This window comes from Micromonospora sp. WMMD734 (genome assembly GCF_049178975.1).
Lineage (GTDB): Bacteria > Actinomycetota > Actinomycetes > Mycobacteriales > Micromonosporaceae > Micromonospora > Micromonospora wenchangensis.
Genome location: NZ_JBMHMK010000001.1, coordinates 2,013,801 through 2,027,632, shown reverse-complemented (window position 1 = coordinate 2,027,632; position 13,832 = coordinate 2,013,801). Strand labels below are relative to the sequence as shown.

The following is a 13,832-nucleotide window of genomic DNA, read 5'->3' as shown; positions in this document are numbered from 1 at the left end:
GGCGACACCAACCCCCGGGGAACCGTCGGCGAACACTGACCGCACGGGGCTGCGGACGCACCGCGACAGCCGGTAGACACATAGACCATGACGAACACCCTCGACCGTCGTACCCTACTGCGCCTTGCCGGCGCCTCCGCCGGCACCGCCGTCCTCGCCGGCGCCACCCTCGCCGCGAGCGGTCCCGCCCACGCGGCGGCCGGCGCGTTCCGGCACGGGGTCGCCTCCGGCGATCCACTGCCGGACGGCATTCTGCTGTGGACCCGGGTCACCCCGGTGGCCCAGGCCCTGCCCGGTTCCGGCCTCGGCCCGGACGTCGACGTGCGCTGGCAGGTCGCCGCCGACCCCGACTTCGCCACGGTCACCGCGCAGGGCGTGGCACCGACCGGCCCCGCCCGCGACCACACCGTCAAGGTGGCGGTGACCGGGCTGGCCCCGGCCACCACGTACTGGTACCGGTTCGGCCACGGCGACACCTGGTCGCCCACCGGCCGGACGATGACCGCCCCGGCGGCCGACGCGGCCATCGACCGGCTGCGGCTGGGCGTGGTGTCCTGCGCGAACTGGGAGGCCGGGCACTTCGCGGCCTACCGGCGGCTGGCCGACCGGGGCGACCTCAACCTGGTCGTGCACCTCGGCGACTACCTCTACGAGTACGGCACCGGCGAATTCGACGCCGGCGGCACCGTGGTCCGCCCGGTGGTGCCCGAGCACGAGACGCTGACCCTGGCCGACTACCGGGTCCGGCACGGGCTCTACAAGACCGACCCGGCCCTGCAGGCGCTGCACGCCGCCGTGCCCTGGGTGATCACCTGGGACGACCACGAGGTCGCCAACGACGCGTGGTCGGGCGGGGCGGAGAACCACACCCCGGGCTCCGAGGGCGCGTGGTCCGACCGGGTCGCCGCCGCCCGGCAGGCGTACCAGGAGTGGATGCCGGTGCGCATCGGCGCGGACGGGGCGATCTACCGGCGGTTGCGTTTCGGCCGACTCGCCGACCTGTCCATGCTGGACCTGCGGTCGTACCGGTCGCAGCAGGCCGGCGGCACGGCGGTGGACGACCCGACCCGCACCATCGCCGGCACGGCCCAGCTACGGTGGCTCGAAGACGGGCTGTCCGGCTCGACGGCACAGTGGAAACTGGTCGGCAATCCGGTGATGATGGCCCGGGTCGACCTGGGTTCGCTGCCGGCGTGGCTGCTCGGCCCGCTGGCCAAGCTGCTCGGCATCCCGCAGAACGGCGCGGTGCTCAACCCCGACCAGTGGGACGGCTACAACGCCGACCGCAACCGGCTGGTCGACCACCTGCGGGCCACCGACACCCGGGACGTGGTGTTCCTCACCGGCGACATCCACACCTCGTGGGCCAGCGAGGTGACCACCCGCTCGACGGGGTTGACCAACCCGGCCGCCGCCGAGTTCGTGGTGCCGTCGGTGACCAGCGACAACCTCGACGACGTCCTGGGGCTGCCGGCCGGCAACGGGCTGAGCCTGCTCGGCGCGACCCTGCTGCGTTCGACGAACCCGCACGTGAAGTGGACGGAGTTGGACGGGCACGGCTACGGCGTGCTGGAGGTGACCCCGCAGCGCTGCCGGATGGACTGGTACCACCTGGTCGACCGGACCAGCCCCGACAGCGCGAGCCGCTGGGCCGCCGGGTTCTCCGTCGGTGCCGGGTCGGCGAAGCTGCGCCGGGAGGACGCGCCGGCCTGACCCGGACAGACGCCGACCGGCCGGCCCCGTCGCGGGGACCGGCCGGTCGGGCCCGGGTCACCAGAGCTGCTGGACGATGTCCGCCGCCTGCTGCTCCCACTGGGCGTACGCGTACGGGTACGCCGAGACCTGCACGGTCTGCGCGGCGGCGGTCAGCGGCAGGTCCTCCCAGCCGGGCACGTTCTTCAACGCGCCGAAGAACGCCCGGGAGGCGTACCGCGGATCGGTGACCTGCTCGGGCGTGCCCCACCCCGACGACGGGCGCTGCTGGAACAGGCCCTGCGAGTCGTGGTCGTTGTACGCGCCGAGGTGCCCCAGGTTGTACAGCTTGGACTCCTGCAACGAGGTGGCCACGCCGATCACCGCACCGCGCTCGCCCACGCCGCTGCGCTTGGCCTCGGCGACGATCTCCCTGGCGTTGGCGAGTTGCGCGTCGTCCAGCGGGACGCGGGACTGGGCGCCCTCGACGCCGCGCGGGATGAGGTCGTCGGTGCTCGGCTTGCCGGCCGGCACCTCGGTGGTGGGGGTGCCGGTGGTCAGGCCGGACTCGACGGTGACGCCCTGCCGGCCCTTGCCGGTGGCCAGGTCGATCGCGGCGCGGGCGCCCTCGTGGGGGCCGCTGGTGACGGGGGCGGCCACGGCGGCCGGCCCGAACGCCAGGCCGCCGAGGGCGGCGACGCCGGCGATGCTCAGTGCGGTCCTGCGGTCCTTCGCGATGGCCGGGAGCCATCGAGTGAAGTCAGGCTTCACGATGGTTGCCCTTTCGATCGTGGCGACGCGCTCCGGGGTGAGCGGGCCTCGGGGGATCTGCCCCGCCGGCCGGAGGTGTGCTGACCGGCGTACGGGGAACACAACCCACCGCCCCTGTCCGTCATTCCGGAAATGCGCACGCCACGTCGGGCTGTGGCCCGGGTCACCGGCAACCCACTCCCCGGGGCCTCATACCGGACAAGCCGCCCATGCGGCGCGACAACGCCCAGCGGGCGTGGACCGGGTCAGGACGGCGGAACCGGGCGGCGGCAGGTCCCGGGCGGACGCCTCCGCGCCGACGTCAGCCGTCGATGCCGAAGCCGTCGGCGGTGGACCGCTCGTCGAGATCCTGCAACTCCTGGAACACGGTGAGCTGAAGGCCGGCGGGCACGTCGAGGCGGGAGTTCAGCGAGTGCCACGGGGTGACGGTGGGCGGGGCGACCTCGGTGGCCCCGGCGGCGACCAGCCGGCCGGTCACGGCGGCGGCGTCGTCCACCTCGACCGCCAGCCGTAGCCTCGGGGCCACCTGACGGCCCACCTCGACGTCGTCGATCATCCGCTTCTGCGCCGGATTGGCGATCTCCAGCGTCGCCCGGCCCGCCTCCAGGATCACCACCCGGGCCTCCCCCGCACCGGAGTACGCGGCCTGCTCAGGCAGGCCCAGGGCGTCCCGGAAGAATGCCACCGCCGCGTCGTAGTCCTCGGCCTCCACCACCAGGCGCAGCTGTCGTACGCCCGGAGGGCGGTCGTCGTCGGTCACCCGGCCGATCCTAGGCCGGTGGGGCCGGGCGGCACCCGCCGCCCGGCCGCCGCGGTTCAGTGGCCGCGGGCCAACCACTCCTGCAGGTGGGGGGCCTCCGCGCCGACGGTGGTGTCGTCGCCGTGCCCGGTGTGCACCACCGTGTCCGCCGGCAGGGTGAGCAGCCGGGTCCGGATCGACTCCACGATCGTGGCGAAGTCGCTGTACGACCGGCCGGTGGCCCCCGGACCACCGGCGAACAGGGTGTCCCCGGTGAACACCGCCCCCAGCGCCGGAGCGTGGAAACTGCACGCGCCGGGACTGTGCCCGGGGGTGTGCAGCACCCGCAGCACGGTGTCCCCGACCGTGATCTCCTGCCCGTCGGTCAGCTCCCCGTCCGGGGCCAGCCCGGGGTGCACCAGATCCCACAGCACCCGGTCGGCGGGATGCAGCAGGATCGGCGCGTCGGTGACCTTCGCCAGTTCCGGGGCGACCCGGACGTGGTCGTCGTGGGCGTGGGTGGCGAGAATCGCCACCACCCGCCGGTCGCCGACGACCCGACGGATCGCGGCCACGTCGTGCGGGGCGTCCAGCACCACGCACTCGGTGTCGTCGCCGACGACCCAGACGTTGTTGTCGACGTCGAAGGTCTGCCCGTCGAGGGAGAACGTGCCGGAGGTGACGGCGTGGTCGACCCGGGTCACGGGAACACCACCACCGAGCGCAGCACGTCCCCGTCGTGCATCCGGTGGAACGCCGCCTCCACCTGGTCCAGGGCGATCTCCTCGGTGACGAAGGCGTCCAGGTCGAGGCGACCCTGCAGGTAGAGCTGGGTGAGCAGCGGGAAGTCCCGGCTGGGCAGGCAGTCGCCGTACCAGCTCGACTTCAGCGCGCCGCCCCGGCCGAACACGTCCAGCAGCGGCAGGTCGACGGTCATCTCCGGGGTGGGCACCCCGACCAGCACCACGGTGCCGGCGAGGTCCCGGGCGTAGAACGCCTGCTTCCAGGTCTCCGGTCGGCCCACCGCGTCGATCACCACGTCCGCGCCGAACCCGCCGGTGGCGGCCCGGATCGCCTCGACGGCGTCCTCGGCGGAGGCGTCGACGGTGTGGGTGGCGCCGAACCTGCGCGCCCAGTCGAGCTTGCGGCCGTCGGTGTCCACCGCGACGATCGTGGTCGCGCCGGCCAGGACGGCGCCGGCGACCGCCGCGTCGCCGACCCCACCGCAGCCGATGACGGCCACCGAGTCACCCCGGGTGACCTGCCCGGTGTTCATCGCCGCACCGAGGCCGGCCATCACCCCGCAGCCGAGCAGCCCGACGGCGGCGGGCCGGGCGGCCGGGTCGACCCTGGTGCACTGGCCGGCGTGGACCAGGGTCTTCTCGGCGAACGCGCCGATGCCCAGGGCGGGGGTCAGCTCGGTGCCGTCGGTGAGGGTCATCTTCTGGGCGGCGTTGTGGGTGTTGAAGCAGTACCACGGCCGGCCCCGGCGGCAGGCCCGGCACTGCCCGCAGACCGCACGCCAGTTGAGCACCACGAAGTCGCCGGGCGCGACGTCGGTGACGCCCTCGCCCACCTGCTCCACCACCCCGGCCGCCTCGTGGCCGAGCAGGAACGGGTAGTCGTCGTTGATGCCGCCCTCCCGGTAGTGCAGGTCCGTGTGGCAGACCCCGCAGGACTGCACCCGCACCACCGCCTCGCCGGGCCCCGGGTCGGGCACCACGATCGTGGTGACCTCGACCGGAGCGCCCTTGCTCCGTGAAATGACGCCCCGGACTTCCTGGCTCACGCTGTGTCCTCCCTGCCTGCCGGCCCGACGGCCGGATGGGTCCCGCTCACCGCCGAACCTACCGCGATCATGCCGCCCGACCCATCGGTCCGCCGGACCCGCCACCCGCCGGCCGCTCACCGCCGCCGTCGGGCCGCTCCCCCGGCGGTACGCACACCGCCGTCACCGACGGGCCGGGGTCGGTGGCCCGCACCCACCTGCGGGCGGCGTTGCGGTAGCGCAGCACCTGGACCGCGCCCAACGCCCAGAGCAGGTACTGCACCGCGAACGCCCACCGGAACGCCGACAGCGGCGGATCGGACGCGCCGGCCGGGGTGGTCAGGTCCAGCACCACCCCGATCGCCAGCACCAGCACGATCGAGGCGACGAACCCGCCGACGTTGACGATGCCGATGGCGCTGCCGATGCGGTGCACCGGATTGAACGTGCGGGCGTAGTCGAAACCGATCACCGCGCCCGGGCCGCCCAGGGCGAGCACCAGCACCAGCACCACCAACAGCCAGTACGGCGAACGGCCCGGCCAGGCCAGCACCACCGCCCAGACCGCGGCGCTGGCCGCGGTGACCACGAGGACCAGCGCCGAACGGTGGAACGGGTGCCGGGCGCACAGGTGGGCGACCACCGGCCCGGCGACCAGCGTCCCGACCGTCATCAGACTGAGCAGCGACGCGGCGGCCGTCGGCGTCAACCCCTGCCCCTGCACCAGGAACGGGTAACCCCACAGCAGCGCGAACACGGCCCCGGAGAACTGGGCGACGAAATGCGTCCACAGGCCCAGCCGGGTACCCGGCTGGGCCCAGGCCGCGGCGAGTTCCCGCCGCACGGCGGACAGGGCGGGGGTGACCGCCACCCCCGGCCCGACGTGCGGGGCGTCCCGGACGGCGACGAGCACCAGCAGCACCGCCGTCGCCCCCAGCCCGGCGGCGACCAGGAACGCCGGGGTCCAACCGGCCCGGTGCAACAGCGCCACCAGCGGCACCGCCGCGAGGATCGCACCGAGCTGACCGACCATGCCGGTGAGCTGCACCAGCAGCGGGTTGCGGCGGCCCGGGAACCAGAATGCGACGATCCGCAGCACGCTGATGAAGGTCATCGCATCGCCGAGGCCCACCAGCACCCGGGCGGCGACGGCGAGCCGGACGTCGATGGCGACGGCGAAGCAGAGCTGCCCCGCGACCATCAGCGTCCCGCCGGCCAGCAGCAGCCGGCGGGAGCCGTACCGGTCCAGCAGCATGCCGACCGGGATCTGCATGGCCGCGTACACGGCGAGCTGGGCGACCGAGAACACGGCGAGGGCGGAGGCGTTGATGGCGAACCGGTCAGTGGCCTCCACCCCGGTCACCCCGAGGGAGCTGCGGTGGAACACCGCCGCCAGGTAGGCGGTGACGGCCACCGACCAGACCACGGTGGCCCGCCGGACGGTGGGTGCGGGGGCCACGCTCACCGGCGTGCCGGGCCGACGCCCGCCGCGCCGGCCCGGCCGGCGTGGTCGCCGTAGCGGGCCGGGGACCGGCTGGTCGGCGGCGTGCTGCGGCAGCAAGACATCCGCGTACGACGATCCGTCATACCACCATGGTGCGTCGGCGTCGGGGCGGCGGGCGGCGGCGGGTGCGCCGCCGGTGGCCCGCGCCACTGCCCGACGCACCCGGCCCGACGGCGCGTCGCCGGGCGGGCTGGCAGGGGCGATCACCGCGACCGATCGACCCCGGCACGTGGGGTGACCGGACGGCTGGGCACAATCGACGCATGTCTCCCCGCCGGTGGCTGCTCGCCGATCAACTCGGGCCGCACTTCCTGGACGACGACCAGCAACCGGTGCTGCTGGTCGAGGTCGCCGACCTGTTCCGGCGTCGGCGGCTGCACCGGCAGAAGGCGCACCTGATCCTCAGCGCGCTGCGCCACCGCGCCGCCGAACTCGGCGACCGGGCGGTGCTGCTGCGCACCGCGACGTTCCGGGAGGCCCTGGCGGCCGTCGACGGCCCGGTCGAGGTCTGCCACCCGAGCACCAGGGCGACCCGGGACTTCGTCAGGTCCGTGCCGGGGCTGACGGTGCTGCCGCCCCGGGGTTTCATCACCGACCGGGCCGACTTCACCGACTGGGCGGACCGGCCCCGGCGGGGCCCCCTGCGGATGGTCGACTTCTACCGCTACGCCAAGCGCCGCCACGGTGTGCTCACCAGCCCCGGTCCGGCCGACCGTGGCCGCACCGCCCCGCCCGGGCGCACCCTGGACGTGCCGCCGCCACCACCGATCGTCGAGGACGACATCGACGCCGAGGTGCGGGCCGACCTGGACCGGTGGGAACGCGACGGGGTGCGGTTCGTCGGCCGGGACGCCCCCCGCTCGCATCCGGCCACCGCCAGCGAGGCCGAAGATCGGCTGACCCACTTCCTGCGGCACCGGCTGCCCGCGTTCGGCCGCTACGGCGACGTGATGAGCGCCGAGGACCCGGTGCTGGCGCACGGGATGCTCTCCGCCGCGTTCAACCTCGGGCTGCTCGACCCGGCGGCGGCGGTGTCCCGGGCGGAGGCGGCGTGGCGGTCGGGCGACGCCCCGCTGGCCTCGGTGGAGGCGTTCGTCCGGGGGGTGCTCGGCTGGCGGGAGTTCCTCTGGCAGCTCTACTGGTACGTCGACCCGCCCTACCGGGGCACCGGTTGGCTCGCCGCCACCGAACCGGTGCCGCAGTGGTTCGAGGACCTCGACGCCGACGCGGTGGAGGCACGCTGCCTGGCCGACGTGCTCGCCGGGGTGCGGGACCGGGCCTGGGCGCACCACGCCCAGCGGCTGCTGGTGCTCGGCAACCACGCGTTGCAGCGCGGCTGGCGGCCCACCGAACTGGTCGACTGGTTCCAGCGCAGCTTCGTCGACGGCGCCGAGTGGGTGATGAACACGACGGTGCTCGGCATGAGCCAGTACGCCGACCTGGCCCGGGTGGACACCCGCCCGTACGCCGTGGATGGGCGGTACATCGACGAGATCAGCGACTACTGCACCGGTTGCCGCTACCAGCCGGACCGGGAACTCGGCGACCTCGCCTGCCCGTACACCGGCGGGTTCGCGGCGTTCCTGCACCACAACCGGGAACGGCTGGTCGGCGACCCGCGGCTCGCCGCGGAACTGGCCGCCCGCGACGACCCGGAACGCCGGGAGGCGGTGCTGGCGCAGGAGGAGAAGCGGGGCGGCAACCCGCCCTGACCGGCCGTCCTCCCGCCGCCACCGTCCCGGCCGTCGGGGGCGTCGTGCCCCGGCCGGTGGTCAGGCGACCTCACCGGCGGGCAGTTCCGCCGGCACCGGGGCCGCCACCCGGGCGGTCGACACCGACCGTGGGCCCGGACCACCGGCGAGCCGGACCCCGGCGGCGACCAGCCGGCCGTACGAGCCGGGCGCGACCCGGGCCAGCAGGTCGGGCAGCTTCGCCGACCAGCCGATCAGCACCCGGCCGCGTCGACGTTCGACCCCGCGCAGGATCACCTCGGCGGCCTGTTCGGCAGGGATGGACAGCAGCTTCTCGAACTGCCGCCGCGCCGCGTCGAACTCCTCGCGGGGCACCCCGACGCCGACCCGGGCGTTGCGGGCGATCCGGGTGGCGATGCCGCCGGGGTGCACCGACGTCACCCCGATGCCGTCGTCGGCCAACTCGTGCCGCAGCGCCTCGGTGAAGCCCCGCAGGGCGAACTTGCTGGCCGCGTAGGCGGTCTGCCCGGCCGGGGCGATCAACCCGAACAGGCTGGACACGTTGACCAGGTGCGCGCCGGGTTCGGCCCGCAACGCCGGCAGCAGGGCGTGGGTGAGCTGCACCGGCGCCCGGAAGTTGATGTCGACGACCCAGTGGAACTCGTCCATGGTGACCTGGTCGAAACGGCCACCGAGGGCCACCCCGGCGTTGTTGACCAGCAACCGGACCCGGGGATGCCGGGCCATGACCTCCTCGGCGACCCGGGCGGTGGTGCACAGGTCGGCCAGGTCGACCAGGTGGGTGTCGACCTGACGCCCGGGATGCGCGGCCCGGACCGCGGCGGCCACCGCGTCGAGCCGGTCGCCGTCGCGGTCGAGCAGGACCAGGTCGCTGCCACGCCGGGCCAACCCGTGGGCGAGGGCCTCGCCGATTCCGCTGGCGGCACCGGTGACCACGGCGGTCCCGGCCGTGAAGTCGAAGTTACGCACGCGGCCTCCTTGCTGCGGGAAAGAGACGATAGGACGGGGTGACGGGCTCAGCCGACCGGGGTGTCGGCGGTCGCCCGGGAGAAACGCACCCCCTCGTCGACGAGCCGACCGTGTTTCATCAGCACGACGTCGCGGAGGTAGTTCTGGTGCAGCCGCCACGGCGCGCGGGCACCCTGCCGGGGCAGCGTGTCCACACTGCGCAGCACGTACCCGGACCGCAAGTCGATCAGCGGCGACAGGTCGCCGTCAGGGGGCTCGACCGGGGTGACGACCTGCTGGCCGGTGGCGTCCAGGTGACGCAGCAACCGGCACACGTAGGTGGCGACCAGGTCGGCCTTCAACGTCCACGAGGCGTTGGTGTAGCCGATGGTCAACGCGAAGTTCGGCACCCCGGAGAGCATCATCCCCTTGTACGCCACCGTCGCGCCGAGATCGACGTCGACACCGTCGACGCTGAGGGTCATCCCACCCAAGGCGAGCAGTTGCAGGCCGGTGGCGGTGACCACGATGTCGGCGGGCAGCTCGACGCCGGAGCCGAGCCGGACACCGCCGGGGGTGAACGCCTCGACGGTGTCGGTGACCACCGAGGCGCGGCCGGCGGACAGGGCCTCGAACAGGTCACCGTCGGGTGCCACGCACAGCCGCTGGTCCCACGGGTCGTAGCGGGGCGAGAAGTGCCTGTCCACGTCGTACCCGGCGGGCAGCCGACCCTTCGCGGCCCGCCGCAGGAACGCCCGCACCATCCGGGGCGCACGTCGGGCGAGCTGGTAGTTGACGGTGCCGAACAGCACGTTCTTGGCGCGTACCAGCCGGTGGGCGGCGCGGGCGGGCAGCCGGCGGCGCAGCACGTCGGCCAGCCGGTCCCGGGCCGGCAACGCGATCACGTAGGTGGGGGAACGCTGCAGCATGGTGACGTGCCCGGCGCGCCGCGCCAGCGCCGGCACCAGGGTCACCGCGGTGGCCCCGCTGCCGATCACCACCACCCGCCGGCCGGTGTGGTCGAGGTCGTCGGGCCAGTGCTGCGGGTGCACCAGCCGGCCCGTGTACCGCCCGACGTCCGGGAAGTCGGGGGTGTAACCGGCGTCGTACCGGTAGTAGCCGGTGCAGGAGAAGAGGAATCCGCAGGTCAGGACGATGTCCTCGGCGGTGTCGTCGCGGTGCACGTGGACCGTCCAGCGGGCGGTGCTGCTGTCCCACTCGGCGCGACGCACCCGGTGCCGGAACCGGATGTGCTCCTCGACGCCGTACTCCCTGGCGGTTTGGCGCACGTAGCGCAGGATGGTCTCGCCGTCGGCGATGGCCTGCGGTGCGGCCCACGGGCGGAACGCGTAGCCGAGGGTGAACATGTCCGAATCCGAGCGTACGCCCGGATAGCGGAACAGGTCCCAGGTGCCGCCGACCGCGTCCCGCGCCTCGATGACCGCGTACGTCGTGTCGGGGCAGGTGCGTCGCAGGTGGCAGGCGGCACCGACACCGGACAGCCCCGCGCCGACGATGAGCACGTCGACGTGGTCGGTGGACATCGCAACTCCCGGGTCCGAGGCGGTGACCGGACCCTATCCCACCCTCCCGGGGCGGCGGGTGCCGCTGACCCTCCCGTCCACCCGGACCGCCCGGCCGTACCCGTCGCCCCGATCGGCGGGCGGACCCTCCCGATCGGCGGTCCGGAGCCCGGCGGACAATGGCCGGGGCGGACCGGCCCGGACAGTGCCGGCAACCACCACCGTACGAGGGAGACGACGGACAGCATGGCCGACACCACCGGGCTGCGGGCGGACTGCGCCCGCTGCGTCGGATTGTGCTGCGTCGCCCCGGCGTTCGCCGCCTCCGCCGACTTCGCCCGGGACAAACCCGCCGGCCGCGCCTGCCACCACCTGCGCGCCGACTCCCGCTGCGGCATCCACGACGAGCTGCGCGAACGCGGCTACCCCGGCTGCGTCGTGTTCGACTGCTTCGGCGCCGGCCAGCGGGTCAGCCAGGTCACCTTCGCCGGCCGGGACTGGCGCACCGACCCGGCCACCGCCGCCGGCATGTTCGCCGCGTTCACCGTCACCCGGCCCCTGCACGAACTGCTCTGGTATCTCACCGAGGCACTCACCCTCACCCCCGCCGGCCCGCTGCACGACGAGCTGCGCGCCGCCCGCGACGCCACCGACACGCTGGCCGGCGGCACCGGGCAGGAACTGGCCACGGTCGACGTGGACGCCCACCGCGACCTGGTGAACCCGCTGCTCGCGGCGGCCAGCGAAGCCGCCCGTGCCGGCACCGGCGGGGCCGACCGACGGGGCGCGCTGCTGCTCGGCGCGGACCTGCGCGGCGCGGACCTGGTCGGGGCGAACCTGCGCGGGGCCCGGCTGCTCGGCGCGGACCTGCGCCGAGCCGACCTGCGCCGAGCCGACGTCACCGGCGCCGACCTGCGCGGCACCGACCTGCGCGGGGCCGACCTGTCCGACACCCTGTTCCTGCACCAGTCCCAGCTTGAGGCGGCCCGGGGTGACCGGCACACCGCCCTGCCGACACGGCTACGCCGCCCCGCGCACTGGACCACGGTGGTGCCGCTCACCCCGGCCCGCCGGCCGCGCCGCCCCCGCCGCTGACGGCGGCCCCCGGTGGGTGGGTTTGCCGGGCGGTAGGGCGGGCAGGTAGGTCGGCATGACGGAACAACCACGCACCGACCGGGCCGACACCGACGAGCCGGACGGCGTGCCGGCGTACGAGGCGTCGCTGCGCCCGCCGGGCGAGTCGCTGGGCGACGGCGGGGACACCGGCGACGACTTCGCCGACCTGCCCGCCGAGGAACACCTGTCGGCCCGGGAGACCAGCCGCGCCGGCTACGACGTGGCCGCGGTCTCCGGTGCGGGCGACCCCGCCGAGGAGGAGGCCGCCCACCCGCCCACCGAGTAGCACGCCGCCACCGGCCCCGGCGCGGTCGCGGTCGCGGCCACACGGTGGGCATCGGCGCACGGCGGCCCGGGGCTCAGCGGGCGACGCCCACCGCCGCCCGCGCCTGCGTCATCCCCCGGTTGGCCAGCGCGTCGGCACGCTCGTTCTCCGGATGACCGTTGTGCCCCTTCACCCAGTGCCAGCTCACCTCGTGCCGGGCACAGGCCGCCTCCAGCCGCTGCCACAGGTCGGCGTTCTTCACCGGCTGCTTCGCCGCGGTACGCCACCCGTTACGCTTCCACGACGCCAGCCAACTGGTGATGCCGTTGCGCACGTACGTGCTGTCGGTGTGCAGCCGTACCGTGGCCGGCCGGGTCAACGCCTCCAACGCCTCGATCGCCGCGGTCAGCTCCATCCGGTTGTTGGTGGTCGGGGTGGCCTCGCCACCGCACAGCTCCCGCTCGTGCCCGCCATAGCGCAGCAGCACACCCCAACCCCCCGGCCCCGGGTTGCCACTGCACGCCCCGTCGGTCCAGATCTCCACCACCCCGTCCACCATGCCGCCGAACCTACCGGCACCCCACCCGGACACCGCCGCAGGGACACGGACCCCGGCGACCCGACGTCGCCGGCACCGACCGGAAATGCGGCGGCGACCCCGGACCGGCTCTGGCAGAGTCGGCGACCGTGACCATCGACGAAGACGCCCTCCGGGCCGAGGTACGCCGGACCCTGCACACGCTCGTCGACTCCGGCCGGGAGGCGGGCGTGCAGGTGGCGGCCTACCGGCACGGGCGGCTGATCGTCGACGAGACCGCCGGGACCGCCGACACCGCCACCGGCCGGCCGCTGACCGCCGACACCCCGATCTTCAGCGTCTCCACCGGCAAGGGCCTGACCAGCAGCGTCGTGCACGTCCTCGCCGAAGCGGGCCGGCTCGACTACGACCTGCGCGTCGCCGACGTCTGGCCGCAGTTCGCCAGGCACGGCAAACACACCGTCACCCTGCGACACGTGCTCACCCACACCGCCGGGGTCCCCGCCCTCCCCGCCGACGTCACCCCCGCCGACTTCACCGACTGGGACCGGATGTGCGCGCTGATCGCCGACGCGGAGCCCCGCTGGGCACCCGGCGAACGGATCGCCTACCACGCGTGGACGTACGGCTGGCTGGTCGGCGAGGTGGTCCGCCGGGCCACCGGCCGGACGGTCTCCGCCGTGCTCGCCGAGGACGTCGCCGCCCCGTTGGGCGTCACCGGGGAACTGTTCTTCGGGGTGCCCGACGCCGACCTGCCCCGGCTGGCCGTCCTGGAGGACAACGGCCTGGCCGACCTGATGGCGTTCGCCTCCGCCCACCTGCCGCACTTCGACGCCGTCGCCCCACCGGCCGTCCACCCCGACGCCACCATCGGCAGCCGACCCGACGTGCTGCGCGCCGACGTGCCCGCCGTGGGCACCCTCACCGCCCGCGCCGCCGCCCGGCTCTACGCCGCGCTCATCGGCGACGTCGACGGGGTACGCCTGATCTCCGCCGACCGGCTGCGCCAGGTCAGCGCGGTGGCCGTCCGGGGCGTCGAGTGGGTGTTCGGGCAGGAGATGGCGTTCGGCCTCGGCTACGCCGTCGACGACGACGGCTCGTTCGGCACCTCCGGCAGCGGCGGCAGCCTCGCCTACGCGTACCCGCAGCTGGGCCTGTCGGTGGCGGCGACCCGCAACCGGCTCGGCGCGAACGACGGCGACCCGATGGAGGGCCTACGGACGCTGATCCGCGACGCGGTCCGGGCCGCCGGCTGA

At 74.6% G+C, this 13,832-nt stretch carries 13 protein-coding genes; 5 read left to right on the top strand and 8 right to left on the bottom strand.

The genetic code is table 11. The features are described 5' to 3' along the window. Positions 1-87: 87 nt before the first annotated feature. Entirely contained in the window at positions 88-1,713 is a 1,626-nt protein-coding gene (locus ACN267_RS08485; protein ID WP_421488360.1) for an alkaline phosphatase D family protein, read from the top strand. Positions 1,714-1,770: 57 nt separating this feature from the next. On the opposite strand, the gene ACN267_RS08480 is transcribed toward ACN267_RS08485, so the two are convergent. From ACN267_RS08480 to ACN267_RS08460, 5 genes are all read right to left on the bottom strand, one after another. Continuing rightward, entirely contained in the window at positions 1,771-2,463 is a 693-nt protein-coding gene (locus ACN267_RS08480) for a hypothetical protein (protein ID WP_204959752.1), read from the bottom strand. 301 nt (positions 2,464-2,764) lie between these two features. Further along, the gene (locus ACN267_RS08475) at positions 2,765-3,223 is read right to left on the bottom strand and encodes a VOC family protein (protein WP_421488359.1); all 459 of its coding nucleotides are present in this window, start codon (positions 3,221-3,223) and stop codon (positions 2,765-2,767) included. Positions 3,224-3,279: 56 nt separating this feature from the next. After that, positions 3,280-3,906 carry an MBL fold metallo-hydrolase gene (locus ACN267_RS08470; RefSeq protein ID WP_281897451.1) on the bottom strand — a complete coding sequence of 209 codons (627 nt, stop codon included), beginning with the start codon at positions 3,904-3,906 and terminating at the stop codon, positions 3,280-3,282. Continuing rightward, complete coding sequence (locus tag ACN267_RS08465; protein ID WP_421488358.1) at positions 3,903-4,991, bottom strand: S-(hydroxymethyl)mycothiol dehydrogenase; 1,089 nt, start codon at positions 4,989-4,991, stop codon at positions 3,903-3,905. Before ACN267_RS08465 ends, ACN267_RS08470 begins: the two co-directional genes overlap by 4 nt. A 67-nt stretch (positions 4,992-5,058) precedes the next feature. Beyond that, positions 5,059-6,681 (bottom strand): MFS transporter, encoded by a 1,623-nt coding sequence (locus ACN267_RS08460; RefSeq protein WP_421488357.1) that lies wholly within the window; start codon positions 6,679-6,681, stop codon positions 5,059-5,061. A gap of 56 nt (positions 6,682-6,737) precedes the next feature. Between ACN267_RS08460 and ACN267_RS08455 the strand changes: the two genes are divergently transcribed. Then, positions 6,738-8,186: a cryptochrome/photolyase family protein gene (locus ACN267_RS08455; RefSeq protein WP_421488356.1), complete on the top strand. Its 1,449-nt coding sequence runs from the start codon at positions 6,738-6,740 to the stop codon at positions 8,184-8,186. A 60-nt stretch (positions 8,187-8,246) separates the two neighbouring features. On the opposite strand, the gene ACN267_RS08450 is transcribed toward ACN267_RS08455, so the two are convergent. After that, complete coding sequence (locus ACN267_RS08450; RefSeq protein WP_204959748.1) at positions 8,247-9,155, bottom strand: SDR family NAD(P)-dependent oxidoreductase; 909 nt, start codon at positions 9,153-9,155, stop codon at positions 8,247-8,249. Between the two features lie 47 nt (positions 9,156-9,202). Continuing rightward, on the bottom strand, positions 9,203-10,678 hold the full coding sequence (locus tag ACN267_RS08445; protein ID WP_421488355.1) for a flavin-containing monooxygenase: 1,476 nt from the start codon (positions 10,676-10,678) through the stop codon (positions 9,203-9,205). Between the two features lie 225 nt (positions 10,679-10,903). On the opposite strand from ACN267_RS08445, the gene ACN267_RS08440 reads away from it, so the two are divergent. Together ACN267_RS08440 and ACN267_RS08435 are read left to right on the top strand one after the other, a co-directional pair. Continuing rightward, entirely contained in the window at positions 10,904-11,752 is an 849-nt protein-coding gene (locus ACN267_RS08440) for a pentapeptide repeat-containing protein (protein WP_204959746.1), read from the top strand. Positions 11,753-11,807: 55 nt separating this feature from the next. Beyond that, positions 11,808-12,059, top strand: coding sequence for a hypothetical protein (locus tag ACN267_RS08435; RefSeq protein WP_204959745.1), 252 nt, complete (start codon positions 11,808-11,810; stop codon positions 12,057-12,059). A 73-nt stretch (positions 12,060-12,132) separates the two neighbouring features. Here ACN267_RS08435 and rnhA read toward each other — a convergent pair whose 3' ends face one another. After that, positions 12,133-12,597, bottom strand: a complete 465-nt coding sequence (rnhA, locus tag ACN267_RS08430) for a ribonuclease HI (RefSeq protein WP_281897434.1) — start codon at positions 12,595-12,597, stop codon at positions 12,133-12,135. A gap of 128 nt (positions 12,598-12,725) precedes the next feature. Here rnhA and ACN267_RS08425 point away from each other — a divergent pair, with 128 nt between their 5' ends. Next, entirely contained in the window at positions 12,726-13,832 is a 1,107-nt protein-coding gene (locus tag ACN267_RS08425; RefSeq protein WP_421488354.1) for a serine hydrolase domain-containing protein, read from the top strand.

Coding starts and splice junctions, on each gene's coding strand:
- ACN267_RS08485 (WP_421488360.1), top strand. CDS start 88: ATGACGAACACCCTCGACCGTCGTACCCTACTGCGCCTTGCCGGCGCC.
- ACN267_RS08455 (WP_421488356.1), top strand. CDS start 6,738: ATGTCTCCCCGCCGGTGGCTGCTCGCCGATCAACTCGGGCCGCACTTC.
- ACN267_RS08445 (WP_421488355.1), bottom strand. CDS start 10,678: ATGTCCACCGACCACGTCGACGTGCTCATCGTCGGCGCGGGGCTGTCC.
- ACN267_RS08440 (WP_204959746.1), top strand. CDS start 10,904: ATGGCCGACACCACCGGGCTGCGGGCGGACTGCGCCCGCTGCGTCGGA.
- ACN267_RS08435 (WP_204959745.1), top strand. CDS start 11,808: ATGACGGAACAACCACGCACCGACCGGGCCGACACCGACGAGCCGGAC.
- rnhA (WP_281897434.1), bottom strand. CDS start 12,597: ATGGTGGACGGGGTGGTGGAGATCTGGACCGACGGGGCGTGCAGTGGC.